Origin of the sequence: Stenotrophomonas maltophilia (genome assembly GCF_002799155.1) — a bacterium.
In the GTDB taxonomy this organism is placed as follows: domain Bacteria; phylum Pseudomonadota; class Gammaproteobacteria; order Xanthomonadales; family Xanthomonadaceae; genus Stenotrophomonas; species Stenotrophomonas maltophilia_R.
Map to the genome: position 1 here is coordinate 2,755,963 of NZ_NERD01000002.1, position 24,034 is coordinate 2,779,996.

Below are 24,034 nucleotides of genomic sequence, written 5' to 3' on the forward strand. Positions count from 1 at the left end.
CTGCGACCTCAGCGGTCGTTCTTCAGGTACTGCAGGAACGGGTCGTTCTTGTCCAGCACGATCACGCCGTTGCCGTCGGTCATGGAGCCACGGTAGGCCTCCAGGCTGCGGTAGAACGCGTAGAACGACGGATCGGCCGAGCCGGCCTTGCCGTAGATGCGGGCCGCATCGGCATCGCCTTCACCGCGCAGGCGCTGTGCATCACGCTCGGCCTCGGCGATCAGCACGGTGCTGTCACGGTCTGCCTGGGCACGGATGGTCAGCGACTGCTCCTCGCCCTCTGCACGCAGCTTGGCCGCTTCCTGCTTGCGCTGGGCGCGCATGCGCTCGTACACGTCGTTGATCACCTGGCTGTCGGTCGGCAGGTCCACCTGCTTGATGCGCAGGTCGATCATCTGCATGCCCAGGCCGGCCACGGCTTCGTTGATCCCCTTCAGCTGCTCGGCGATCAGCTCGCTGCGGTCGCCGGAAACCAGCTGCTGCAGGGTGCGCGAGTTGATCTGGTTGCGCAGCGAGTCGGTGATGATCGGAGCCAGGCGGGCATTGGCAATGCGCGGATCGCCGCCGGTGGCGCGGAAGTAGTCACCCACGTTGGAGATGTAGCCGATGGCGAAGAAGTCGACGCTGACGTCCTTCTGCTCGGCGGTGAAGTAGCGCGCCGGCGCGGTGTCGAGCACCTGGAAGCGGCGGTCGAAGACCTTCACCGTTTCCACCACCGGCACCTTGAAGTGCAGGCCCGGCTTGATGTCCGAACGCACCACCTTGCCCAGGTTCAGCACCATGGCGGTCTGGTCCTCACGGACCACGTACACCGAGCCGAGCAGGCCCAGCACCACCGCCACGATCACGGCGATCCAGATAGGACTTTTCATCGGCTGCCCTCCTCACGGCCGCTCGGTCGCCCGGTCGGGCGGCCCACCGGCCGGCCCGGATCACGGGAAGCTTCCACCGCTGCACCCGGCAGCGACGGCATCACCACGTCGGGGTTCGCCACTGCGGCCGGGGCCGACGTGCTGGGACGGGTGTCGCCGGTCATCGGCACGTAGATCAGCTGGCGGCCATCGCCCCCGATCACCTTGCGGTTCTCGCTCAGCACCTGCTGCACGGTCTCCAGCCACAGGCGCTTGCGGGTCACTTCCGGCGCGTCCTTGTACTGGGCCTGCAACAGGCTGAAGCGCTGCGCGTCACCCTCGGCCTTGGACACCACGGCCTGCTTGTAGCCTTCGGCGGTGGTACGGGCACGCGAGGCCTGGCCTCGGGCTTCCGGCACGACCTTGGCGGCGTAGGCCTGGGCTTCGTTGATCAGGCGCTCCTTGACCTGCTGGGCACCGTTGACCTCGTCGAAGGCCGGCTTCACTTCTTCCGGCGGACGGGCGTCCTGCAGGGTCAGGCCGGTCACGGTCAGGCCGGTCTTGAACGCCTTCAGCAGCGCCTGCAGGCGCTCCTCGGCAGCCACGGCCAGCGGGCCACGGTTGTTCAGTACCGCATTGAGGTCGGCGCGGCCGACTTCCTCGCGCACCGCGCTCTGCGCCGACTGCTCCAGCACCTGGTTGGCATCGACGGTGCCGAACAGGTACAGCTGCGGGTCGTCGATGCGGTACTGGACGTTCAGCGAGACGTTGACGATGTTCTCGTCGCGGGTCAGCACCGGCACCTGGATCGAGAAGGTCTTGATCTCGGTGGCGTTGACCTTGGTGACCGATTCGATCGGCCACGGCAGCTTGAAGTTCGGGCCGGGCTGCAGGATGCGCGAGAACTGGCCGAAGCGCAGCACCACGCCGCGCTGCTGTTCGCCGATCAGCTGGAAGCTGGAGAACAGCACCAGCAGCACCACGGCCGCCACCACCCAACGCACGATGCCGCCGTCGAACAGGTCCTTCAGCGGCCCGGGCAATCCGCCCCAGCCACCACCATTGCCACCGCCGCGCGACCCGAACGGCCCGCGTCGATTGTCCTCGGGGCCTTGTCCGCCCTTGTTGCCGCCGGGTGTATTCCAGGCCATGCACGCTCCATCAAGATGTGGGCTGCGGCGCGGGCCCTTCCCGCGGCGCCAGCCGTGAAACCATCACCGATCATACAAGATGGGGCGGATCGGCAGGATCGAAAGGGGGGCGACGGGGTAAGGTGGCGTTTTCCTCGAAGTCAGGCAACGCCGATGGCCCCCACCACCCCGTTCACCGCCTTCCGCATCGAAAACGACGACGCCGGCTACCGCAGCGGCCTGGCCCAGCTCAGTGTCGACGACCTCAACCCCGGCCAGGTGCTGATCCGCGCCCACTGGTCCTCGGTCAACTACAAGGACGCCCTGGCCGGCACCGGCAAAGGGAAGATCCTGCGCCGCTTCCCGCTGGTGGGGGGCATCGACGTGGCCGGCACCGTGGTCGCCAGCACCGACCCGGACTGGCGTGAAGGTGACGCGGTGCTGGCCACCGGCTGCGGCCTCAGCGAGACCCGTGACGGCGGTTACAGCCAGTATGTGCGGCTGGAGTCGCGTGCGGTGATCGCCCAGCCGGCCGGGCTGAGCCCGCGTGAGGCGATGGTGCTGGGCACCGCCGGCTTCACGGCGGCGCTGGCGCTGCTGCGCATGCAGGACAACCGGCAGGCTCCGGAGCTCGGCCCGCTGGCAGTCACCGGTGCCAGCGGCGGTGTCGGTGCGCTGGCGCTGTCGATCTTCAGCCGTGCCGGCTACACCGTGCACGCGGTCAGCGGCAAGCCGGACCAGGCCGATTTCCTGCGCGGCATCGGTGCCAGCGAGGTGCTGCCGCGCGAGGCGTTGGCCGATACCGGTCCACTGCAGTCGGCGCGCTTCGGCGGTGGCCTCGACAATGCCGGCGGCGGAATGCTGGCCAGCCTGCTGGCGCAGACCGTGCCCTACGGCAGCGTGGTCAGCGCCGGCCTGGCAGCCAGCCCGGCGCTGGACATGACAGTGATGCCGTTCATCCTGCGCGGCGTATCGCTGCTGGGGGTCTCCTCGGCCAATGCGCCGCGCGGGCTGCGCGAGGAGGTGTGGGCGCGGCTGGGGGATGAGTGGAAGCCGCAGCAGCTGGACCGGATCTGCACCGCCGAGGTCGGCCTGGATGGCCTGCCGGCCGTGTTCGAGCGGATGCTGGGCGGTGGCTCGCTGGGGCGCACGGTGGTGCGGATCGACTGAACGTCGCAGGCAGGCGACGGACGGCAACCGCGCCCCTCCCGCCGGTAATGTGCCCGCACTACACTGCGGGCATTACATGGGGAACAACATGGCACGCATTCTGATCGTCGACGACTCACCGTCGCAGCTGTTGGGGATACAGCGCATCGTCGAGAAGCTCGGGCACCAGATCCTGACCGCCACCGATGGCGCCGCCGGGGTCGAAACCGCCAAGGCCGAGCTGCCCGACCTGGTCCTGATGGACGTGGTGATGCCCAACCTCAATGGCTTCCAGGCCACCCGCACCCTCGCCCGCGACGAGGCGACCCGGCATATCCCGGTGATCCTGGTGACCACCAAGGACCAGGACACCGATCGCATGTGGGGCATGCGCCAGGGCGCCAAGGCCTACATCACCAAGCCGTTCTCGGAAGACGAGCTGTCCGAGGTGCTGGAGCGGGTGTTCGCCGGGCAGGGCTGAGGCTCGCCCCCGCAGGTGCCGACCTTGGTTGGCACGCTCTGAACGACCGCAAGGCGTGCGGACCAAGGTCCGCACCCACCAGTATCCATCTCAGATCGTTTCGCCGACGGCGCTCCTCCGGCCAGTCAGATCGTCTCGCCGAACGCCTTGGCCAGGTTCCGGTACGCCTTCTTCTGCGCCTCGTCGGTCGCGGCCGGGGCCACGATCTCGATTTCGACGATCTGGTCGCCGTCCGGGCTGCCCGGCAGGCCGCGGCCACGCAGGCGCAGTTTGCGGCCGGCATCGGAGTCGGCCGGGATCTTCAACTCCACCGCACCGCCCAGGGTCGGCACGCTGATGCTGGTACCCAGCGCGGCCTGCCACGGCGTGACCGGCAACGTATAGAGGATGTTGCGGCCATCGACCTCGAACTGCGGGTGCGCGGCGTACTCCACTTCCAGCAGCAGGTTGCCGCCATGGTTGCCCTGCCCCGCCAGGCGGATCACCTGGCCCGGACGGATGCCCTTGGGCACGCGTACGTCCAGCTGCTTGCCGTTGACGGTGATGCGCAGGCTGTCACCGCTGTAGGCCGCTTCCAGCGGAACCGACAGCTTGGCGCGGGTGTCGCGGTTGGGCGCATGCCCCTGGCTGCTGAAGCCCGGCCCCGGACCAGCGCCGCCACCGCCACGCTGGCGCGCGAACAGGCTTTCGAAGAAGTCGCTGAAGCCGCCGTTGGGGCCACCGCCGCCGAACACTTCCTCGAAATTGAAACCACCGGCGCCGCCGTAGTTCGGCGGCACGTTGAACTCCTCGCCCGGGCGGTAGCCCTGTGCGCGCAGCTGGTCATATGCCGCCCGCTTCTCCGGATCGCGCAGTGCCTCGTAGGCCTCGTTGACCGCCTTGAACTTGTCTTCGGCCCCGGTCTCTTTGCTGACGTCCGGGTGGTACTTGCGTGCCAGCCGGCGGTAGGCCGTCTTGATCTCCGCCTCGCCCGCGCTTGGTTCCACCCCCAGGGTGGCGTAGTAATCCTTGAATTCCATCCAGCTACCTCGATTCGCTTCGGCCGCGCCGGTGGCGCCGCCCCGGGTTCATTCTACGCGCCGGCGATGCTACGCCGCCTCTCGTGCGGCCCCGGTGAGGCCGACTGATCCTGCGCAATGCGGCTGCCATCCCGATACCCCAGGCTGTGGCTGGAAGCCCCTGCCGCAAAGCCCGAAGATGGGGCCTGCACACGGGTTTTCCAATGTCTTGACGCCCCTGTCCCATCCGGCCCACTAGCCTGCCCCAGCAAGGAGTTCCCCATGACCATCCATGTCGGCGACCGCATTCCGGAAGTGACCCTCAAGCGCATCCGCGAGGGCATCGAAACGCTCGATACGCACTCGCTGTTCGACGCGCGCAAAGTGGTGCTGTTCTCCGTGCCCGGCGCGTTCACCCCGACCTGCTCGGCACGCCACCTGCCCGGCTACGTCGAGAAATTCCAGGCCTTCCGCCAGCGCGGCATCGACGTCTACTGCATGGCCGTCAACGATCCGTTCGTGATGAAGGCCTGGGCCGCCGACCAGAGCGTGCCCGACAGCCTGCTGATGCTGTCCGACGGCAATGCCGAACTGACCCGCGCCCTGGGCCTGGAGCTTGATGCCAGCGCGTCGGGCATGGGCATCCGCTCGCGCCGCTTCGCCCTGTACGTGGTTGACGGCGTGGTCCGGGCGACGTGGATCGAAGAGCCCGGCCAGTTCGAGGTGTCTTCGGCCGAGTACGTGCTGGAGCACCTGCCTACCTGATTCCCCACCGCAAAAGGAAACGGCCAGCCATGTCCAGCAAGCCAGCCAAAGCTCCCAAGCCCGCCGCCGGGGTTCCCGGCATCAGCGATCGCAAGAGCCTGCGCGAGCGCGCCAGGCGCAATATCGAGGACGGTGCGATCACCGACAGCTACAGCGCCGACCGCAAGGTGGTGATCAAGCTGCTCAACGACGCACTGGCCACCGAGTACGTGTGCGTACTGCGCTACTACCGGCATTACTTCATGGCCAAGGGCATGCTGGCCGACGCGGTCAAGGCCGAGTTCCTCGAGCATGCGCAGCAGGAACAGGCGCACGCCGGCAAGCTGGCCGAGCGCATCGTCCAGCTCGGCGGCGAACCCGACTTCAACCCGGATACGCTGACCGCGCGCTCGCATGCCGAATACAAGGAGGGCAGCGACCTGCGCGACATGGTGCGCGAGAACCTGGTGGCCGAACGCATCGCCATCGACAGCTACCGCGAGATGATCAACTTCATCGGCGACCGCGATACCACCACCAAGCGCATCCTCGAAGAGATCCTCGCGCAGGAAGAGGAACACGCCGACGAGTTTGCCGACCTGCTGGATGGGTGGATCGGGGAGTAGCGGCCCCGCATGCACCTTGGTAGATGCCCACCTTGATGGGCGGATTCATCGCGTGCCAACCCAGGTTGGCACCTACCGGAGGACGTTGAACCGCACCTGCGTCCATGCGCCATCGGCTGCCAGTGCGGTCAGCGTGTGTGCACCCGGCTCGGCGAATTCGCGCTGCATCAACTGCGCACCGCGGGTCTGCGCGATCCAGCGGCCATCCAGCAACCAGTCCACCGCCTGCTCGCTGCCCAGTGCGCGCAACTGCAGGCGCACGCCGTGTTCCGAATTCGGCGCGCGCGCCAAGGTAGCGCCATCATTGAGCCCGTCCACATGCAGCGCGACACTGGCTTCGCGCCCATCGTCGCGGCAGTCCGGCGACAACGCCGGCAGCTGCGAAGCCTCGCGCGTGGCCTTGGGCAGCCACGGTGACAACAACGCCGGCCAACGCGCGATCTCACGCGGCACTTCCTCATGTGGCGCGCGGCAATCGGCCGACACACGCAGGCCGGTGTGCGCATCCGCCAGGTAACGCTGCCGCCCTGGCTGCCAGCGGCGTGCCTCACGCTCGGGGAAAGTCGGCGGTGCCGCGCCGTCCAGCAGATAGGCCGGCATCCGCCGCTGGCACAGCGCCGCTGGCAGGCCCTCGGCGCGTTCGCCGGTGGGCCAGCAGATGTCCTCCTGGCTGACGCTGCCCGGCATCGGTGCGGCCGCCGAATCGCCGCGCTGGCGCGGCAGGCTGTCGACCACTTCGAACATCAACGGCAGCGCCGTGACCGCGCCGTACTGGCCCGGCAATGGGGTGCCATCCGGCCGGCCCACCCACACGCCCACGGTGTAGTGGCGCGTGCTTCCGATCGCCCACGCATCGCGATAGCCATAGCTGGTACCGGTTTTCCACGCCACGCGCGGGCGGCCACCAACATCGAAGGTGCCGACGCTGTAACCCGGGCGTGGGTTCGATTCCAGCATCTCGCGCACGATCCAGCTGGCGCCGGGCGAGGCCAGGCGCCGCTCGATCATCGGTTCGTCATCGGTGTAGCGCACGCGTCCGGCAATACCGTTGCGGTTGAGCGCGGCGAATGCGCCGACCAGATCTTCCAGCCGCGCTCCGGTACCGCCCAGGATCAGCGACAGGTTGGGCGTGCTTCCCGGGGGGAAGCGCAGCTGGATGCCGGAGTGCGACAGGCGCGCGGCGAAGCGCGCGGCCCCGACCCGTTGCAGCAGGTCCACCGAGGGCACGTTGAGCGACAGTCTCAATGCACTGGAGGCACCAATCGGCCCATTGAAGGCCATGTCGAAGTTGCCGGGGCGGTAGCTGCCGAAACTCTGCGGCGCATCGACCAGCAGGCTTTCCGAATGGATCAGGCCATCGTCCAGCGCCATCGCATACAGGAACGGCTTGAGCGTGGAGCCCGGCGACCGCCAGGCCTGCACCATGTCCACGTGGCCCAGCCGCTGGCGGTCACCGAACGCCAGGGTACCGACATAGGCACGCGCCTGCAGGGTCTGATTGTCGACCACCAGCAAGGCGGCCGAGGTGCGTTCGGGCAGCGTCGAGAAATAGCTGGCCACGCGTTCTTCCAGCGTGCGTTGCAGGCCGATGTCGATGCTGCTGTGGATGCGTGCCTGGCCCGGGTGCGCCGAGTGCAGTCGCTGCGCCAGCAGTGGGGCATGCAATGGCGGCCGCAGCGAGCGCGCCACCACATTCTCGATGCGCGCGTCCTCCACCTCTTCCGGTGTCCACGCGCCCAGTTCGGCCATGCGTGACAGCACCTTGTCGCGTGCCTTCTGCGCGGCTTCCGGGTGACGATCCGGGCGCAGCCGGCTCGGCGCCTGTGGCAGGACCGCCAGCAACGCGGCTTCGGCATGCGACAGCTGCGCCGCCGGCTTGCCCAGGTAGGCCCAACTGGCCGCTTCCACGCCTTCGATGGTGCCGCCGTAGGGCGCCCGCTCCAGATACAGGGCCAGGATCTGCTGCTTGCTCAGGTGCACTTCCAGCTGCACCGCGCGCAGCATCTGCTTGAGCTTGCCCCAGGGGGTGCGCGTATGCGGGTCGAGGATGCGTGCGACCTGCATGGTCAGGGTCGAGCCACCGGACACGATGCGGCCACCGCGCAGCAGCTGGCCGCTGGCACGCAGGATCGCCAGCGGGTTGATGCCTGGATGCCGCCAGAACCAGCGGTCCTCGTAGGTCAGCAGTGCCTGCAGGTACAGCGGCGAGACGCTGTCGATCGATGCCGGATAGCGCCACACGCCCTCGGCATCGGCAAACGCTCGCAATGGCGTGCCGTCGGCAGCGACCACCAGGGTGCTGGTATCGCGCTGCTTCGGCAGCGGCGGCGGGAAGGCGAAATCCAACGCCAGCAGCAGTGCCAGCGTGGCGGCCGTCCCCCAGCGCAGCCACGGCCACAGCGGCCGCAGCCGGCGGCGCAGGGCCGCCAGCCGGGTCGTCATCGTCTTCTTCATGGCCTGTTGCCAGCAGGACGGGCCGCGCCGTCGCGGCCCGTCCGCGCGGTCACGGCTGCACCACCGTGATCGTGGTCGGGTTGCTGCGGCCAACGCCACGCAGCTGTGGCCGGTACATGTCCTCCACCAGCGGTGGCGGCACCGAGTAGGTTCCCGGGGTCACCGCGCGCACCAGATAGAACACGTTGGCCTTGCTGCCGCGCGAGAGCTTCAGGGCGGCCACATAGCGGTCGTCGCGGAACTCTTCGTGCTTGGTGTCGGCAGCTTCACCGCGGTCGCTGATGGTGATGCCATCGACCACCACATCGGCCCACTGCTTGGCATCGCCCAGGTTGAAGTTCTCGATCTCCAGGCCCGCCGGCAGCAGGTCGGTCAGCAGTGCATCGGGCATCGTGGTGTCGGCGGTGACGGTGACGCGCACGATCAGTGCTTCGCCCTCCTTCAGCGGACGCGGCGACCACGGCTTGCCATCGGTGCCGTAGTAGCTGCGCTCGACGCCCAGCACGCTGTTGTCCGGCGCCGGCGCGCTGCGCGGGATGCCGGCCACGTCGATGCTGGCGAACATCGGCGGCTGCCCCTGCGGGGTGAAGCGCACGCCGCTGGCCAGCTCGCTGGCGCTGAAGTTGCGGCCGAACAGCTTGCGCTCGCCGATCGCTTCGGTCGTGCCGCCGATCACCAGTTCACCGGCCACCAGCGCCTTCTGGTTGGCGGCAAGGGCCTTGCCGAGGCGGGCGATGGCCACCTGCTCCTGCGTGCTCAGCCACATCCAGCCGGCGTTGCGGCGCGCATCCAGGCCACGCCCCAGATCGACCGCGCGGGCATCCCAGGCCGGCTTGGCCAGCTTGTTTTCGTGGGTCAACGCGATCATCAGCGCGTCATCGCGGATCGCACTGCCGTAGTCGCCGAAGTACGACGGGCGTTCGCTGCTGGACTTGGCGAAGGCCGCCGCCAGCGCGGCCTGGCCACGCTTGGCATCGCCCTGCAACGACAGCGCCACGCCCAGATGGACCAGCGACAGGCCGCCGACCGCCTTGCTGCGCTCGTTGTCGTACAGCGTACGCAGGGTACCCAGCGGCGCACGGTTGACCCGGGCCAGCACGTAGCCCGAATACGCCTGGTTGGCGAACTTCAGTTTCTCGCGATCCTCCTGCCCGTAGAACGGGTTGCCACCGGACAGCAGGTCTTCGCTGAGCCGGTTGAGTGCCTTCTGCAGCACGTTGTCCGGCACCGCGAAACCGGCGTCCTTGGCATCGAGCAGGAACTCGGTGATGTACGGGGTCAGCCACGGGTTCACGTAGCCGTCGTCACCCCACATCGAGAAATTGCCATTGGCCACCTGCATCGATGCCAGGCGACCGAACGCGCCTTCCATGCGCTCGCGGCGGGTCTTGGCATCCAGGCCGTCGGCACCGAGCATCGACGATGTCGCCTGGTCCAGGATCAGCGCGGCGTAGCCCTTGCTGGTGGTCTGCTCGGCACAGCCATACGGGTAGTTCAGCGCGCCCTGCAGTGCACTGGCGAACGGAATCGGTGGCAGCGGGCTGACCAGCAGGCGCGCGTTCACCGACTCGGACATCAGCCCATCGGTCAGGCTGTTGTCGAGGCTGACCGCCGCCAGCGGGTCGAGCGTGCGCACCTGCGAACGCAGCACCTGCGGCCACGCCGCACGCACCGGCAGGTCGTAGCGGCGATCAGCCTTGAAGCCGTTGCCGTCCACCCGCACGCGCACCTTGGCCACGCTGTGGCCCTCGCGCGCCGACAGCGGGAAGCTCAGCGTGGTCTTGGCATCGGCATTCAGCTGCACGCTGCGGCTGCCTTCGCCGAGGCTCAACGGGCCCTCGGTGTCCACCTTCACGTTGAACTGGCCCGGCTTGCCGGTGAAGTTCTGCACGTCCAGGGTCACGGTGCTGCGGTCGCCCGGGGCCAGCACGCGTGGCATGCTGGCTTCGGCCAGGATCGGCGCGCGCACAATGGTTTCCACATCGCGCTTGCCGTACTGGTCATCGCTGTAGACCAGCGCCGACACGCGCAGCGTGCCGTTGAAGTCCGGCACCTTCAGGCGGATGCGGGCGTTGCCCTTGGCATCGAGCTGCACCGGGCCGGAGAACAGGTCCACGGTCTGCACGCGTGCCGTCGGGCGCTTGGCCTGCGGCAATGCCTGCAGCGCCATGTCACCACCGAACTTCAGCTTGCCGCTGCCACCATCAAAGCTCTCGATCACCCGGCTGTAGATGTCATAGGCATCGATGCCGAGGCGGCGCTGGGCGAAGAAATGCGCACCGGCGTCGGGCACCGGGAAACGGGTGATGTTGAGGATGCCCACGTCCACCGCCGAAACGGTAACGTGCGCCATCTTGCCAGCCAGCTGCGGTGCGCTGACCGTCACCGGCAGGTCCTGTTCCGGCCGCATCTGCTTGGGCGCGACCAGGCCGACGGCCACGGTGCGGCCCTTGCGGTCCATCGGCACGTGCACCACGCCTACGGCACGGGCCGGGGTGATCTTGCTCGGCGCACTGCCGCCGCGGAACACCAGCGCGGTGATGTAGACGTCGTGGCGTTCCCAGTCGGCGGTGACCGGAATCTTGAAGGTCGAACCCGGCTTGGCCTCGATGTCCTGCACGTACAGCATGCGATCGGTCTCGACCATCAGGATGCCCTTGCCGGCATGCGGCGGGGTCACCGTCACTTCCAGGGTGTCGCCGGCCTTGTAGCTGGTCTTGTCCAGGCCCAGCTTGACCTTGTCCGGGCGCGCGTCCAGGCCGCGGTTGTCATCACCCCAGCTCCAGCCGGCGCGGAACGGATAGCGGCTGGTCAGGCCGGTGGACGGATCGAACACGTCCACCCGGTACTCCCCCCACTCCACCGGGAAATCGAAGGCAACCGCGCTGCTGCCGGCATCGACGGTGCGGGTTTCCTTGTTCTCGAAACGGCGGGTGAAATCGTAGTCCCAGCGGTTGTCGTTGAAGGTCCAGTGGTAGTCGCGCAGCTCGCGCACCAGGGTGATCTTCAGGCCCTTGGCGGGCTGCGGCGTGCCGGCGGCATCCACGCGCATCAGTTCAAAACGTGCATTGCCGTTGGAATCGGCCCCATCGTCTGGGTTGAACAGCGGGCGCACGCCGACCAGCGCGTTGGCCGGCCACATCACCCGCTTCAAGGTGCGGGTGACCGTACGGCCACCGGTTTCATACAGGCTGCCGGACAGCACCACGGCAATGGGTGCCTTGGCCTTGGCCGCCTCTTCCGGCAACGCCACGTCCTCACGCAGCTGGCCATTGGCCGGCAGCGTGGTATCGATCACGTCCTTGGCTTCGCGCGGCAGCTGCAGGGTTGGGTCACCGAAGAAGTAGCCCGGCAGGCCGTCCACCGGCTTCTGCTCGGCGGCCACCGCCAGGCGCGCGGTGAAGCGGTTGCCATCGGCCGGCGCGCCGTACAGATAGGCACCATTGGCCTGCAGGCGCAGCTCCTCGCCCGGCTTCAGCGTCTTCTGCGCGCTGTCCAGGTCCAGCTTCATGCGCTCGGGCAGGAACTCCTCGATGCGCAGGGTCATGCCCTGGATCGCTTCCTTGCTGGCCGGATCGGTGCGGAACTCGACCTGCCAGCGCCCGGTCGGCGCTTCAGCGGGAATGACCTGCTCGAAGTTGATGTAGCCCTGCTCGCCCGGCTGCAGGCGGGTTTCGCGGAAGGTCTTGCCGTCGGGCTGCTTCAGGCGCAGGAACACCGGTTGCGCCTTGACCGGCTTGCCATCATTGTCGCGCAGCAGGGCGGACAGGCGCACGGTCTCGCCCGGGCGGTACAGGTCGCGCCCGGACCAGGCATAGACGTCGAACCAGGCGTTGTCACGACCGGCCACTGCGAATTCGCTCAGGTCCAGCGCCGGCTGGTTGAACGGCAGGAAACTGGTGTCCTTGCCAGTGCTGGCGACCAGCACGTGGGTGGCATCCAGGGTGTAGTTCAGCAGCGCGTTGCCATTGCCGTCGGTGCTGCCCTTCAGCACCACCTCGCCCTTGGCGTCGAGCACGCGCAGGTCGATGCCCTTCAGCGGCGCACCGTCCTTCAGGCCGGCGGTGTGCACGAACAGCTTGTCCTTGTAGGCGCGGGTATGCAGGCCGATGTCGCTGACCGAGAAGAACGCGGTATCGAACTCGCCTTCGTAGTCACCGGTGCGCTTGAGCAGGGCGAAGTACAGGCCCGGCTCCTGCAGTTCCTTGATGTCCTGGGTCGGCAGGTAGGTCAGCACCCGCTCGTTCTTCTTGCCGCCGAGGATGAAGCGGTTGACGTAGACCGGCTCGGCCAGCTTGTTGATCGGGCTGCGCTCGTAGTCGCTGCTCAACTCCCAGCTGCCGCGGCGGCCACCGCGCTGGTACTGGCTGAAGAAGGTCGGCAGGTCCTTCTCGCGCACGCGCAGGAACTCGACGTCGACCTCCGGTACGTTCACCGAGACCACCGGCAGGCCGCGGCTGTCCTTGGCCGGCAGCACGCTGCCCTGCGAAGCGAAACCGACCACCGGCTTCAGCTCGCCGCTGAACACCTTCTGCTTCAGCTCCTTGCCGAGGCGGCTGCCATCGGCCGCCAGCAGGTCGGGCGAAACCACCAGACTGAACTCCTTGCCGGCCTCGACGAACGGATAACGCAGGGTCAGGCCGTCATCGGACAGGGTCCAGCTGCTGTCGTCGGTGCCGACCTTCTCCTCGAAGCGCACCAGCTTGTCGAAGTCCTGGGTACCGACCAGCGGCCGCGAGAATTCCAGCGCAAGCGACAGGCCGTCATTCTTCTGGTCCGGGTAAGCGCGCAGCAGGGTGAATTCCTTCACCTGCTCGGCCTGGGTGGTGATCGCCTCACCACTGGCCTTGGGCAGCTGCCCGCTGTCGTTGCGGCAACCGGCCAAGCCCAGCAACAGGCCTCCTGCCAGTACCGCCGCCGCCCATCCCCACCGCTTCCGCCGTGCCGGACCGCTCATGTCGTCACTCCTTGATCGAGGCAGCCATTATAGGCAGGCCGCGTCAAGGCGTTGACACCCCGGCGGTCGGAAAGCCGGTCCCGCCCGGGACCTGGTTGCCGCCAACCTTGGTTGGTGCCCCCCCCCATGCCAACCAAGGTTGGCATCCACCAGAGCGGCCTCACCCCGGCAGGTACAGGTCCACGTAGTCGGTCACCGGCATTGCCGCCAGCGCCACCGGGTCCAGCGATGCGGCCAGGATGCGCTGCTGCTGGGTGGTCGGGAAGCGGTGGGCCAGGTGCCGGCGGAACTTGTCCATCAGCAGCGGGATGCCTTCCTCGCGGCGCCGGGCGTGACCGAGCGGGTACTCCACCAGCACCTCCGGCAGTTCGCTGCCATCGGTGAAGCGCACGCTCAAGCCGTTGGCGATGCTGCGCTTGTCCGGGTCCAGATAATCGGCGCTGAGCTGCGGATCCTCATGGCAGGTCATCTTTGCGCGCAGCACATCGATACGCGGATCGGCGGCAACGTCGTCCTCATAATCCTCGGCCACCAGCCGCCCATGCAGCAGCGCGATCGCGACCATGTACTGCACGCAGTGGTCGCGGTCGGCCGGGTTGTGCAGCGGCCCCTGCTTGTCGATGATGCGGATGCAGGCTTCCTGGGTCCGGATCGCGATGTGCGCGATGTCCTCGACCCGCCGTCCCAGCGCACGCAGCTGCTGGTGCAGCGCGATCGCTGCCTCCACCGCGGTCTGGCCGTGGAACTCGGCCGGGTAGCTGATCTTGAACAGCACGTTCTCCATCACATAGCTGCCCAGCGGTCGCCCCAGCGTCAGCCTCTGGCCACGCATGGATACCGCCTCGAAGCCCCAGGTCGGCGCGCTCAGCACGCTGGGATAGCCCATCTCGCCACTGGCCGCCATCAGCGCCAGGCGCACACCACGGCTGGTGGCGTCGCCGGCTGCCCAGCTCTTGCGCGACCCGGTGTTGGGCGCATGCCGGTAGGTGCGCAGCGCCTGGCCATCGACCCAGGCCAGCGACAGCGCATTGAGCATGCGTTCGCGATCCAGGCCGAGCAACTGCGCGACCACCGCGGTGGTGGCCACCTTGACCAGCACCACGTGATCCAGCCCGACCCGGTTGAAGGAATTCTGCAGGGCCAGCGCGCCCTGGATCTCGTGCGCCTTGATCATGGCCAGCAGCACGTCGTGCACGGTCGGCGCTGGGCGATGCAGGGCCTGCGCGTTGCGCCCCAGCCAATCGCACACGGCCAAGATGCCGCCGAGATTGTCGGAAGGGTGGCCCCACTCGGCGGCCAGCCAGGTGTCGTTGAAATCCAGCCAGCGCACCATCGCGCCCAGGTTGAAGGCCGCCTGCACCGGGTCCAGCTCGTAGTGCGTGCCCGGTACGCGCGCACCGTTGGCCACGCTGATGCCCGGCACCACTGGACCGAGCAGCTTGCTGCAGGCCGGGAAGGACAGCGCTTCAAGCCCACAGCCCAGCGTATCGAGCAGGCAGTGATGCGCGGTCTGGAACGCCAGCGGGGAGTCGATGCGGGCATCGCGAACGTAGTCGACGATGTCCACCAGCAGCGCATCCCACGCTGCACGCTCGTTGGAGGGGGGGCGGCTGTCAGACATCGTCGATCTCCTCGTTGCGGTGCACGGTTGCCCGTGCACCATGCCAACCAGGGTTGGCAGCTACCAAAGCAATCGGTCTCTGCGGCTTGGTAGTCGCCAACCCTGGTTGGCGACTACCAATGCATCATTCGGCCGGCACCCGCACCTTGCCTTCCATCAGCACGCGGGCGCTGCGGCTCATGATGGCCTTGGTCACCGTCCACTGGCCGTCAACGCGCCCGGCCTGGGCGCCCACGCGGAGCGTGCCGGAGGGGTGACCAAAGGTCACCGCTTCGCGTTCACCACCACCGGCCGCGCGATTGACCAGCGTGCCCGGAATCGCCGCCGCGGTGCCGATCGCCACGGCGGCGGTGCCCATCATCGCGTGGTGCAGCTTGCCCATCGACAGCGCACGCGCGTGCAGATCGATGGCCGAGGCCGCAATGGCCTTGCCACTGGACGACACGTAATCCTGTGCAGGTGCCACGAAGGCGACCTTCGGCGTGTGCTGGCGGGTCGCCGCGTCTTCCAGTTTCGAGATCAGGCCCATGCGCAGCGCGCCGTGCGCGCGGATGGCCTCGAACTTCTGCAGGGCCGCCTTGTCCTCGTTGATTGCCGGCTGCAGCTCGGTACCGGTGTAACCCAGTTCCGCCGCATTGAGGAAGATGGTCGGAATGCCGGCGGTGATCATGGTCACCTCGAAGCTGCCCACGCCGGGGACATCAAGGGTGTCCACCAGATTGCCGGTCGGGAACATCGCGCCAGCATCGCCGTCATCGGAGGGATCGATGAATTCCAGCTGGATCTCGGCGGCGGGGAAGGTCACGCCATCCAGCTCGAAATCGCCGGTCTCCTGCACTTCGCCATTGCGCATCGGCACGTGGGCGATGATGGTCTTGCCGATGTTGGCCTGCCAGATGCGCACGGTGCACAGGCCATCGCGCGGCACGCGGGCCGGATCGATCAGGCCATTGGCAATCGCGAACGGGCCCACCGCGGTGCTGAGATTGCCGCAGTTCCCGCTCCAGTCGACGAAGGCGGTGTCGATCGAGACCTGGCCGTACAGATAGTCCACATCGTGGTCGGGCACCGAGGCGGCGGAGATGATCACGCACTTGCTGGTACTGGACGTGGCACCGCCCATGCCGTCGGTCTGCTTGCCATACGGATCGGGCGAGCCGATCACGCGCATCAGCAGTGCGTCGCGTGCGGCACCCGGCACCTGCGCCGCTCCGGGCAGGTCCTGCAGGCGGAAGAACACGCCCTTGCTGGTGCCGCCGCGCATGTAGGTGGCGGGAATACGGAGTTGCGGGAGGAAGGTCATGGATGTGTTCCTTGCAAAGAATGACGGCCCGTTGCCGGGCCGTCGGATGTCTCACGCCACCTTGGCGCCTTCCAGGAAGTCCTGGGCGAAGCGCTGCAGCACGCCACCGGCTTCGTAGATCGCCACTTCCTCGTCGCTGTCCAGGCGGCAGGTGACCGGCACCCTCACGTCCTGGCCGTCGCGGCGGTGGATGACCAGGGTCAGGTCGGCACGCGGGGTGCGCTCGCCGACCACGTCGAAGGTCTCGGTGCCGTCGATGCCCAGGGTCAGGCGGGTGGTGCCGGGCTTGAACTCCAGCGGCAGCACGCCCATGCCGATCAGGTTGGTGCGGTGGATGCGTTCAAAGCCTTCGGCCACGATCGCTTCCACGCCCGCCAGACGCACGCCCTTGGCCGCCCAGTCACGCGAGCTGCCCTGGCCGTAGTCCGCGCCGGCAATGATGATCAGCGGCTGCTTGCGGTCCATGTAGGTCTCGATCGCTTCCCACATGCGCATCACCTTGCCTTCCGGCTCCACGCGCGCCAGCGAACCCTGCTTCACGCTGCCGTCGTCGTTGCGCACCATCTCGTTGAACAGCTTCGGGTTGGCGAAGGTGGCGCGCTGCGCGGTCAGGTGGTCACCGCGGTGGGTGGCGTAGGAATTGAAGTCCTCTTCCGGCAGGCCCATCTTCGCCAGGTATTCACCGGCGGCACTGGACGCCAGGATCGCGTTGGACGGCGACAGGTGGTCGGTGGTGATGTTGTCCGGCAGCACCGCCAGCGCGCGCATGCCAGACAGCGTGCGCTCACCGGCCAGTGCGCCCTCCCAGTACGGCGGACGGCGGATGTAGGTGCTCTGCGGGCGCCAGTCATACAGCGGGCTGACCGCCGCGCCATGCTCCACGCGCACGTTGAACATCGGGTTGTAGACCTTGCGGAACTGCTCAGGCTTCACCGAAGCCTTCACCACCGCATCGATCTCGGCGTCACTCGGCCAGATATCCTTCAGGCGCACGTCGTTGCCATCGGCATCCACGCCCAGCACGTCCTTCTCAATGTCGAAGCGCACGGTGCCGGCGATGGCATAGGCGATCACCAGCGGCGGCGAGGCCAGGAAGGCCTGCTTCGCATACGGGTGGATGCGGCCATCGAAGTTGCGGTTGCCCGACAGCACGGCGGTGGAATACAGGTCGCGATCGATGATCTCCTGCTGGATCGCCGGATCCAGCGCGCCACTCATGCCGTTGCAGGTGGTGCAGGCGAAGGCGACGATACCGAAGCCGAGCTTTTCCAGATCCGGCAGCAGGCCAGCGTCTTCCAGGTACAACTGCACCGCCTTCGAGCCCGGCGCCAGTGACGACTTCACCCAGGGCTTGCGCAGCAGGCCGCGTTCATTGGCCTTGCGCGCCAGCAGGCCGGCGGCGATCACGTTGCGCGGATTGGAGGTATTGGTGCAGCTGGTGATGGCGGCAATGATCACCGCGCCATCAGGCATCAGGCCCTGCGCCTGCTCGGCCTTGCCCGCTTCCAGCTTGGCTTCGTCGGCAATGCCGCGCTCGGCCAGTTCGGCCACCGGCAGGCGGCGATGCGGATTGCTCGGGCCAGCCATGTTGCGCACCACGCTGGACAGGTCGAAGCGCAGCACGCGCTCGTACTGCGCGGTGGCCAGGTCGTCGGCCCACAGGCCAGTGGTACGCGCGTAGTTCTCCACCAGCGCCACCTGCGATTCCTCGCGGCCGGTCAGGCGCAGGTAATCGATGGTCTGCCCGTCGATGTAGAACATCGCGGCGGTCGCGCCGTACTCCGGGCACATGTTGGAGATGGTGGCGCGGTCACCGATGGTCAGTGCCGCGGCACCCTCGCCGAAGAATTCAAGATATGCACCGACCACGCGCTCCTTGCGCAGGAACTCGGTCAGCGCCAGTACCACATCGGTGGCGGTGATGCCCGGCTGCGGCCTGCCAGTCAGCTCGACACCAATGATGTCCGGCAGGCGCATCCACGACGCGCGGCCCAGCATCACGTTCTCCGCCTCCAGGCCGCCGACACCAATCGCGATCACGCCCAGCGCATCCACGTGCGGGGTATGGCTGTCGGTACCCACGCAGGTATCCGGGAAGGCCACGCCGTCCTGCACGTAGACCACCGGCGACATCTTCTCCAGGTTGATCTGGTGCATGATGCCGTTGCCCGGCGGAATCACGTCCACGTTCTGGAACGCCAGCTTGGTCCAGTCGATGAAGTGGAAACGGTCTTCGTTGCGTCGATCTTCGATGGCGCGGTTCTTCTCGAACGCCTGCGGGTCGTAGCCGCCGCACTCCACCGCCAGCGAATGGTCGACGATCAGCTGCACCGGCACCACCGGATTGACCTTGGCCGGGTCGCCGCCCTTGTCGGCGATCGCATCACGCAGGCCAGCCAGGTCGACCAGTGCGGTCTGGCCGAGGATGTCGTGGCACACCACGCGCGCCGGGAACCACGGGAAATCGAGGTCGCGGCGGCGCTCGATCAGCTGCTTCAGCGAATCGCCGAGCGTGGCCGGATCGCAGCGGCGCACCAGGTTCTCGGCCAGCACGCGCGAGGTGTACGGCAGGGTGGCATAGGCGCCGGGCTGGATCGCATCGACGGCGGCGCGCGCGTCGAAATAATCCAGCGCGCTGCCGGGGAGGTTCTTGCGGTAATCGGTATTCATGGGCTGGCGGAGTGCTTGGGGCGGGCCGGGTGCCGGCGGTGCGGCGGCGAAAGCATCCGGCCGGCACGCGGCCGGCCGGATGGATACAGCAGGTGGATCAGACGCGCTTGTCGATGGCGACGAAGTCGCGGTCTTCCGGGCCGATGTAGTTGGCGCTCGGGCGGATGATCTTGCCGTCGATACGCTGCTCGACGATGTGCGCGCTCCAACCAGCGGTACGGGCGATCACGAACAACGGGGTGAACATGGCAGTCGGCACGCCCATCATGTGGTAGCTGACGGCGCTGAACCAGTCCAGGTTCGGGAACATCTTCTTGATGTCCCACATCACCGATTCCAGGCGCTCGGCGATGTCGTACATCTTCATGCTCGACTGCTCTTCGGACAACTCGCGGGCCACGTCCTTGATCACCTTGTTGCGCGGATCAGAGACGGTGTAGACCGGGTGGCCGAAGCCAATCACCACTTCCTTGCGCTCGACGCGGGCCTTGATGTCTTCCTCGGCCTCATCCGGGTTGTCGTAGCGCTTCTGCACCTCGAACGCCACTTCGTTGGCGCCGCCGTGCTTCGGGCCGCGCAGCGCACCGATGCCACCGCAGATCGCGCTGTACATGTCGCTGCCGGTACCGGCGATGACGCGGCAGGTGAAGGTCGAGGCGTTGAACTCGTGCTCGGCGTACAGGATCAGCGAGGTGTGCATCGCCTTCACCCACGATTCCTGCGGCTTCTCGCCGTGCAGCAGGTGCAGGAAGTGGCCACCGATCGAGTCATCGTCGGTTTCCACGTCGATGGCGCGGCCGTTGTGGCTCCAGTGGTACCAGTACAGCAGCATCGAACCGAGGCAGGCCATCAGCTTGTCGGCGATGTCGCGCGCACCTGGATGGTTGTGGTCATCCTTCTCCGGCGCCACGCATCCGAGCACGGACACGCCGGTGCGCATCACGTCCATCGGGTGCGCCGACGGCGGCAGTTCTTCCAGCGCCGCCTTCACCGCAGCCGGGATGCCACGCAGCGACTTCAGCTTGGCCTTGTACGAAACCAGCTCGGCGCGGGTCGGCAGCTTGCCGTGCACCAGCAGGTAGGCGATTTCCTCGAACTCGCTGGTGTTGGCCAGGTCCAGGATGTCGTAGCCGCGGTAATGCAGGTCGTTGCCGCTGCGGCCCACGCTGCACAGCGCGGTGTTGCCGGCAGCGGTGCCGGACAGGGCGACGGACTTCTTCGGCTTGAAGGTCGGGGTTGCGGTCGTATCGTTCATGTTTCCCTCCGAAAACTTGATGGTGCAGGGTACTGCTTATTTCTTGGCGGCGAACAGTGCATCGAGCTGCTGCTCGAAGGCGTGGTAGCCGATGCGGTCGTACAGCTCTTCGCGCGTCTGCATGCTCTCCACCACATTGCGCTGATGGCCATCGCGGCGCACCGCCTGGTAGACGTTCTCGGCGGCCTTGTTGGCCGCACGGAAGGCCGACAGCGGGAACAGCTGGATGGCAACGCCAGCCGAAGCAAGTTCATCGCGGCTGAACAGCGGGGTGGCACCGAATTCGGTGATGTTGGCCAGCACCGGCACCTTCACCGCGTCGACGAAGCGGCGATAGGTGTCCAGATCGTAGGCAGCCTCGGCAAAGATGCCGTCGGCACCGGCCTCGACACAGGCGATGGCGCGCTCGATGGCCTTGTCCACGCCGTCCACCTGGATGGCGTCGGTGCGTGCGATCAGGAAGAAGTCCGGATCGGTCTTGGCATCGGCGGCCGCCTTCACCCGGTCGACCATTTCACCCTGCGAGACGATCTCCTTGCCCGGGCGGTGACCGCAGCGCTTGGCGCCGACCTGGTCCTCGATGTGGCAGGCGGCCGCGCCGGCCTTGATCAGCGACTTCACGGTGCGCGCGATGTTGAACGCGCTCGGGCCAAAGCCGGTGTCGATGTCGACCATCAGCGGCAGGTCGCACACATCGGTGATGCGGCGCACGTCGATCAGCACGTCTTCCAGGGTGTTGATGCCCAGGTCCGGCAGGCCCAGCGAGCCCGCGGCAACGCCGCCACCCGACAGGTAGATGGCGCGGAAGCCGGCGCGCTTGGCCAGCAGGGCGTGGTTGGCGTTGATCGCGCCGATCACCTGCAACGGCGATTCGGCAGCCAGCGCCTCACGGAAGCGGGCACCGGCGGAAAAAGGGGCGGAAGCAGTCATGCGGCAATCCAGGTTTGAAGAACGACGGGGTAGGCGCAAGCACCATGCCAAGCTGCAAGCCGTTGATTTCACGGGGATGACGCTCACGCAACAGTGAAACATATGAAACGTTGAAACAGATGTATCATGAAACACCCTGATCACCCCTCACCGTCATGTACCTGCCCCGCTCGCCCCTGCGCCACGCCGATGCCGACCCCGGCCGCCCGGTGATCTGGACCGTCAGCGTCTCGCGGTTGACCGGCCTGCTCGGCGACGTCATTCCCGAGTTCGACCGCCGCGCGCGCATCGAGCAGATCAACCTCGGCTTCGAGGAAGCGGTGGAGGTGATCGGCCAGCGCCTGCGACGCGAGCACTGCGACGTGGTGATCGCCGGCGGCTCCAACGCCGCCTGGCTGCGCGGCAGGCTGGAGCTGCCGCTGGTGCCGATCCAGGCCAACGGCTTCGACCTGATGGAGGCGCTGGCCCGCGCCCGCCGCATCGCCAGCCGCATCGGCCTGGTCACCCACGCCAGCGACGTACCGGTATTCAGCAATTTCCAGCAGAGCTTCGGCCTGGATATCGAGCATCGCCGTTTCGTCACCCGCGAGGATGCGCGCGACTGCATCGCCGACCTGCGCGCCAACGGCATCGAGGTGATCGTCGGCACCGGCATGGCCATCGACCACGCCGAACAGGCCGGCCTGCCCGGGGTGCTGCTGTATTCGGCCGACTCGGTACGGCAGGCGTTCGAACATGCGCTGGAACTGACCCAGGCCCTGGCACGTTCCGGCAGCCACCGCCCTGCCCCGCGCCGGCGCCCGGCAGCGCGTGCCGATGCGCATGAACTGCTCGGCGACAGCGATGCGATGGCGCAGGTGCGCGCGCAGATCGCGCTCTACGCCCCACATGACAGCACCGTGCTGGTCAGCGGCGAAACCGGCACCGGCAAGGAACTGGTCGCGCGCCAGCTGCACGCCGCCAGCGGTCGTCGTGGACGCTTCGTCGCGCTGAACTGCGGCGCGATCAGCGAATCGCTGCTGGAGGCGGAATTGTTCGGTTACAGCGATGGCGCCTTCACTGGCGCACGCCGTGGGGGGCGTGTCGGCCTGGTCGAAGCTGCAGATGGCGGCACCCTGTTCCTGGATGAAATCGGCGAGCTGCCGCTTCCGCTGCAGACCCGGCTGCTGCGCGTACTGGAGGAACGTGAAGTGCTGCGCGTGGGTGCCACCGAGCCGACGCCGGTGGACCTGCGCGTGGTGGCCGCCACCCTGCAGTCGCTGGAACAGCGCGCGGCAGCCGGCAGCTTCCGGCGCGATCTCTACTACCGCCTGGCAGCGCTGCGCATCGCGCTGCCGCCGCTGCGTGCGCGGCGTGCGGACATCCCGCTGCTGGCCCAGCATTTCTTCCGCCAGCTGCGGGGCATCGATGCACCACTGGATGAGGACGCACTGGCGATACTGACCACCGCCGAGTGGCCCGGCAACGTGCGTGAGCTGCGCAACCTGGTGGATCGGCTGCGCATCCACTGGCAATCCGGCGAAGGATTGATCGACGCGGCCCGGTTGCTGCAGCTGGCGCCCGAGCTGGTCAATGAGGGCATCGCTGCACTGCCCGTGGAAAGCAGCGGCAGGCGTCCGCCACGCGCTCAGTTGGAAACACTGCTGCAGGAGCACCGCAATGACCGCGAAGGCATGGCGCAGGCGCTGGGCGTGTCACGCACCACGCTATGGCGCTGGCTGCGCGCGGAGGGGTTGTGACCACTCGTTGTCTGGTGGGTGCGAACCCTGGTTCGCACCGCTCTTCCGTCAAGCATCTCGACCACGCATGGCGTGGAGCTACCGGAACACGCCAGATGCTGCAGACGCGCTCCGGCTGCGTGCGGACGAGGCACGCTCACCGCGCCCAACGTGCCTCGAAGGCGAACCGACCGCTCCCTGCCGCCGCAACCCATAACAGCAGCACCCCAAGCGGCACTTCGCTCAGGTAGAAGAACCAGCTCAGCCAATCCGGCACGCTCAGTCCCGCAGGAATGCGCGTGATGCCATCGGTCAGTGCTGCTACCGCACAGATGCCCGCCAGCAGCAAGGCCGAGGGGCGGCTCAACAACCCCAGCACCAGCAGGCCGCCGGCGATCCATTCAATCGCACCCAGTACCGGCGCACTGGACACCGGGAACGGAATGCCCGCGTCGACCAGCGTATGCACCATGCGCTCACGCCCCGCGTCGGTGAACAGCTTGTTCCAGCCGGACACACAGAACATCACCCCGGCCACGATGCGGGCGAGCAGCAGCAGGAAGGCTTCCACGCCACGGCGCGGTGAAGGCACGGCAAACAGGCAACGCCAGGAGGGCATGGCAACTCCGGAAGTCGAGGGCATTCGTCGGAGTGTGCCGGTCACTGGCCTGCTCGCAGATGAAGCGAACCGGTCGGTTCGGCCAACCTGCTCCCGTAGTGCCGAGCCATGCTCGATTGCCTTCCCTGCCGGGACAACAGCAGCCGCGCAGGGCTCGACTCTACGGCAGCAGCCCGTCGGCCAACAGGACCTCGATTTCCTCGACCTGCACCACCGGCACCTGCCAGGGATGATGCGGCACGATGCCCTGCTCGAAGATGCACTGCAGCCGCTGCGGATCACGCGGCAGGCAGAGTTCCAGGCGCACGCTGCCGACCACTTCGGTGCGACCCGCCACACCCTGCGCGGGCGACGCACCCACGCGGGGACGGAACTGTTCGAACCCCGGCGCCGACCACCACATCCCGTGCTCGTAGTCACCGGCCGACAGTGCGTCCACGGCGAGGATGCCCTGCTTCACCGCGTCCAGTGCTACCGATGGCACGAATACCACCACGCGGTACATCGGCAGGCGTTGCATCGCGCAGC

The 24,034-nt window shown here is 67.4% G+C and carries 17 protein-coding genes; 5 read left to right on the forward strand and 12 right to left on the reverse strand.

All coding sequences use genetic code 11. The annotated features are described in order from the left end of the window. Positions 1-8: 8 nt before the first annotated feature. Together hflC and hflK are read right to left on the reverse strand one after the other, a co-directional pair. Positions 9-872 (reverse strand): protease modulator HflC, encoded by an 864-nt coding sequence (gene hflC / locus B9Y82_RS13435; RefSeq protein ID WP_010482785.1) that lies wholly within the window; start codon positions 870-872, stop codon positions 9-11. Next, positions 869-2,002, reverse strand: a complete 1,134-nt coding sequence (gene hflK / locus B9Y82_RS13440; RefSeq protein ID WP_100473597.1) for an FtsH protease activity modulator HflK — start codon at positions 2,000-2,002, stop codon at positions 869-871. The genes hflC and hflK overlap by 4 nt, the downstream gene beginning before the upstream one ends. Positions 2,003-2,155: 153 nt before the next feature. On the opposite strand from hflK, the gene B9Y82_RS13445 reads away from it, so the two are divergent. Both B9Y82_RS13445 and pilH read left to right on the forward strand, forming a co-directional pair. Further along, complete coding sequence (locus B9Y82_RS13445) at positions 2,156-3,151, forward strand: YhdH/YhfP family quinone oxidoreductase (RefSeq protein WP_100473598.1); 996 nt, start codon at positions 2,156-2,158, stop codon at positions 3,149-3,151. 88 nt (positions 3,152-3,239) lie between these two features. Beyond that, positions 3,240-3,611, forward strand: coding sequence for a twitching motility response regulator PilH (gene pilH, locus B9Y82_RS13450; protein ID WP_005410644.1), 372 nt, complete (start codon positions 3,240-3,242; stop codon positions 3,609-3,611). Positions 3,612-3,736: 125 nt separating this feature from the next. Here pilH and B9Y82_RS13455 read toward each other — a convergent pair whose 3' ends face one another. Further along, a complete protein-coding gene (locus B9Y82_RS13455) occupies positions 3,737-4,630 on the reverse strand; it encodes a DnaJ C-terminal domain-containing protein (protein WP_100473599.1) in 894 nt (297 codons plus the stop codon). Positions 4,631-4,891: 261 nt separating this feature from the next. Between B9Y82_RS13455 and B9Y82_RS13460 the strand changes: the two genes are divergently transcribed. Both B9Y82_RS13460 and B9Y82_RS13465 read left to right on the forward strand, forming a co-directional pair. Next, the gene (locus B9Y82_RS13460) at positions 4,892-5,374 is read left to right on the forward strand and encodes a peroxiredoxin (protein WP_100473600.1); all 483 of its coding nucleotides are present in this window, start codon (positions 4,892-4,894) and stop codon (positions 5,372-5,374) included. A 29-nt stretch (positions 5,375-5,403) separates the two neighbouring features. Next, positions 5,404-5,979: a ferritin-like domain-containing protein gene (locus B9Y82_RS13465; protein ID WP_100473601.1), complete on the forward strand. Its 576-nt coding sequence runs from the start codon at positions 5,404-5,406 to the stop codon at positions 5,977-5,979. A gap of 72 nt (positions 5,980-6,051) precedes the next feature. Here the strand turns inward: B9Y82_RS13465 and pbpC are convergent, their stop codons facing one another. From pbpC to prpB, 7 genes are all read right to left on the reverse strand, one after another. Next, positions 6,052-8,433, reverse strand: coding sequence for a penicillin-binding protein 1C (gene pbpC, locus B9Y82_RS13470; protein WP_100473602.1), 2,382 nt, complete (start codon positions 8,431-8,433; stop codon positions 6,052-6,054). Positions 8,434-8,482: 49 nt separating this feature from the next. Next, on the reverse strand, positions 8,483-13,390 hold the full coding sequence (locus B9Y82_RS13475; protein ID WP_100473603.1) for an alpha-2-macroglobulin family protein: 4,908 nt from the start codon (positions 13,388-13,390) through the stop codon (positions 8,483-8,485). 160 nt (positions 13,391-13,550) lie between these two features. Next, a complete protein-coding gene (locus tag B9Y82_RS13480) occupies positions 13,551-15,011 on the reverse strand; it encodes a bifunctional 2-methylcitrate dehydratase/aconitate hydratase (RefSeq protein WP_100473604.1) in 1,461 nt (486 codons plus the stop codon). A gap of 124 nt (positions 15,012-15,135) precedes the next feature. Then, positions 15,136-16,314, reverse strand: a complete 1,179-nt coding sequence (prpF, locus tag B9Y82_RS13485; protein WP_100473605.1) for a 2-methylaconitate cis-trans isomerase PrpF — start codon at positions 16,312-16,314, stop codon at positions 15,136-15,138. A 51-nt stretch (positions 16,315-16,365) separates the two neighbouring features. Further along, positions 16,366-18,984 carry a Fe/S-dependent 2-methylisocitrate dehydratase AcnD gene (gene acnD, locus B9Y82_RS13490; protein ID WP_100473606.1) on the reverse strand — a complete coding sequence of 873 codons (2,619 nt, stop codon included), beginning with the start codon at positions 18,982-18,984 and terminating at the stop codon, positions 16,366-16,368. A 97-nt stretch (positions 18,985-19,081) separates the two neighbouring features. Beyond that, positions 19,082-20,239 (reverse strand): bifunctional 2-methylcitrate synthase/citrate synthase, encoded by a 1,158-nt coding sequence (prpC, locus tag B9Y82_RS13495; protein ID WP_014038133.1) that lies wholly within the window; start codon positions 20,237-20,239, stop codon positions 19,082-19,084. 36 nt (positions 20,240-20,275) lie between these two features. Beyond that, entirely contained in the window at positions 20,276-21,169 is an 894-nt protein-coding gene (prpB, locus tag B9Y82_RS13500) for a methylisocitrate lyase (RefSeq protein ID WP_012511842.1), read from the reverse strand. A 155-nt stretch (positions 21,170-21,324) separates the two neighbouring features. Here prpB and prpR point away from each other — a divergent pair, with 155 nt between their 5' ends. Next, the gene (gene prpR, locus B9Y82_RS13505) at positions 21,325-22,908 is read left to right on the forward strand and encodes a propionate catabolism operon regulatory protein PrpR (RefSeq protein WP_100473607.1); all 1,584 of its coding nucleotides are present in this window, start codon (positions 21,325-21,327) and stop codon (positions 22,906-22,908) included. A gap of 136 nt (positions 22,909-23,044) precedes the next feature. Here prpR and B9Y82_RS13510 read toward each other — a convergent pair whose 3' ends face one another. Then, positions 23,045-23,506 (reverse strand): DoxX family protein, encoded by a 462-nt coding sequence (locus tag B9Y82_RS13510; protein ID WP_100473608.1) that lies wholly within the window; start codon positions 23,504-23,506, stop codon positions 23,045-23,047. 160 nt (positions 23,507-23,666) lie between these two features. Further along, positions 23,667-24,026 carry a hypothetical protein gene (locus tag B9Y82_RS13515; protein WP_100473609.1) on the reverse strand — a complete coding sequence of 120 codons (360 nt, stop codon included), beginning with the start codon at positions 24,024-24,026 and terminating at the stop codon, positions 23,667-23,669. Positions 24,027-24,034: the final 8 nt, after the last annotated feature.

Bases quoted from the DNA above. Each gene is read 5' to 3' on its own strand.
- hflC (WP_010482785.1), bottom strand. From the start codon at position 872: ATGAAAAGTCCTATCTGGATCGCCGTGATCGTGGCGGTGGTGCTGGGC.
- hflK (WP_100473597.1), bottom strand. From the start codon at position 2,002: ATGGCCTGGAATACACCCGGCGGCAACAAGGGCGGACAAGGCCCCGAG.
- B9Y82_RS13445 (WP_100473598.1), top strand. From the start codon at position 2,156: ATGGCCCCCACCACCCCGTTCACCGCCTTCCGCATCGAAAACGACGAC.
- pilH (WP_005410644.1), top strand. From the start codon at position 3,240: ATGGCACGCATTCTGATCGTCGACGACTCACCGTCGCAGCTGTTGGGG.
- B9Y82_RS13455 (WP_100473599.1), bottom strand. From the start codon at position 4,630: ATGGAATTCAAGGATTACTACGCCACCCTGGGGGTGGAACCAAGCGCG.
- B9Y82_RS13460 (WP_100473600.1), top strand. From the start codon at position 4,892: ATGACCATCCATGTCGGCGACCGCATTCCGGAAGTGACCCTCAAGCGC.
- B9Y82_RS13465 (WP_100473601.1), top strand. From the start codon at position 5,404: ATGTCCAGCAAGCCAGCCAAAGCTCCCAAGCCCGCCGCCGGGGTTCCC.
- pbpC (WP_100473602.1), bottom strand. From the start codon at position 8,433: ATGAAGAAGACGATGACGACCCGGCTGGCGGCCCTGCGCCGCCGGCTG.
- B9Y82_RS13475 (WP_100473603.1), bottom strand. From the start codon at position 13,390: ATGAGCGGTCCGGCACGGCGGAAGCGGTGGGGATGGGCGGCGGCGGTA.
- B9Y82_RS13480 (WP_100473604.1), bottom strand. From the start codon at position 15,011: ATGTCTGACAGCCGCCCCCCCTCCAACGAGCGTGCAGCGTGGGATGCG.
- prpF (WP_100473605.1), bottom strand. From the start codon at position 16,314: ATGACCTTCCTCCCGCAACTCCGTATTCCCGCCACCTACATGCGCGGC.
- acnD (WP_100473606.1), bottom strand. From the start codon at position 18,984: ATGAATACCGATTACCGCAAGAACCTCCCCGGCAGCGCGCTGGATTAT.
- prpC (WP_014038133.1), bottom strand. From the start codon at position 20,239: ATGAACGATACGACCGCAACCCCGACCTTCAAGCCGAAGAAGTCCGTC.
- prpB (WP_012511842.1), bottom strand. From the start codon at position 21,169: ATGACTGCTTCCGCCCCTTTTTCCGCCGGTGCCCGCTTCCGTGAGGCG.
- prpR (WP_100473607.1), top strand. From the start codon at position 21,325: ATGTACCTGCCCCGCTCGCCCCTGCGCCACGCCGATGCCGACCCCGGC.
- B9Y82_RS13510 (WP_100473608.1), bottom strand. From the start codon at position 23,506: ATGCCCTCCTGGCGTTGCCTGTTTGCCGTGCCTTCACCGCGCCGTGGC.
- B9Y82_RS13515 (WP_100473609.1), bottom strand. From the start codon at position 24,026: ATGCAACGCCTGCCGATGTACCGCGTGGTGGTATTCGTGCCATCGGTA.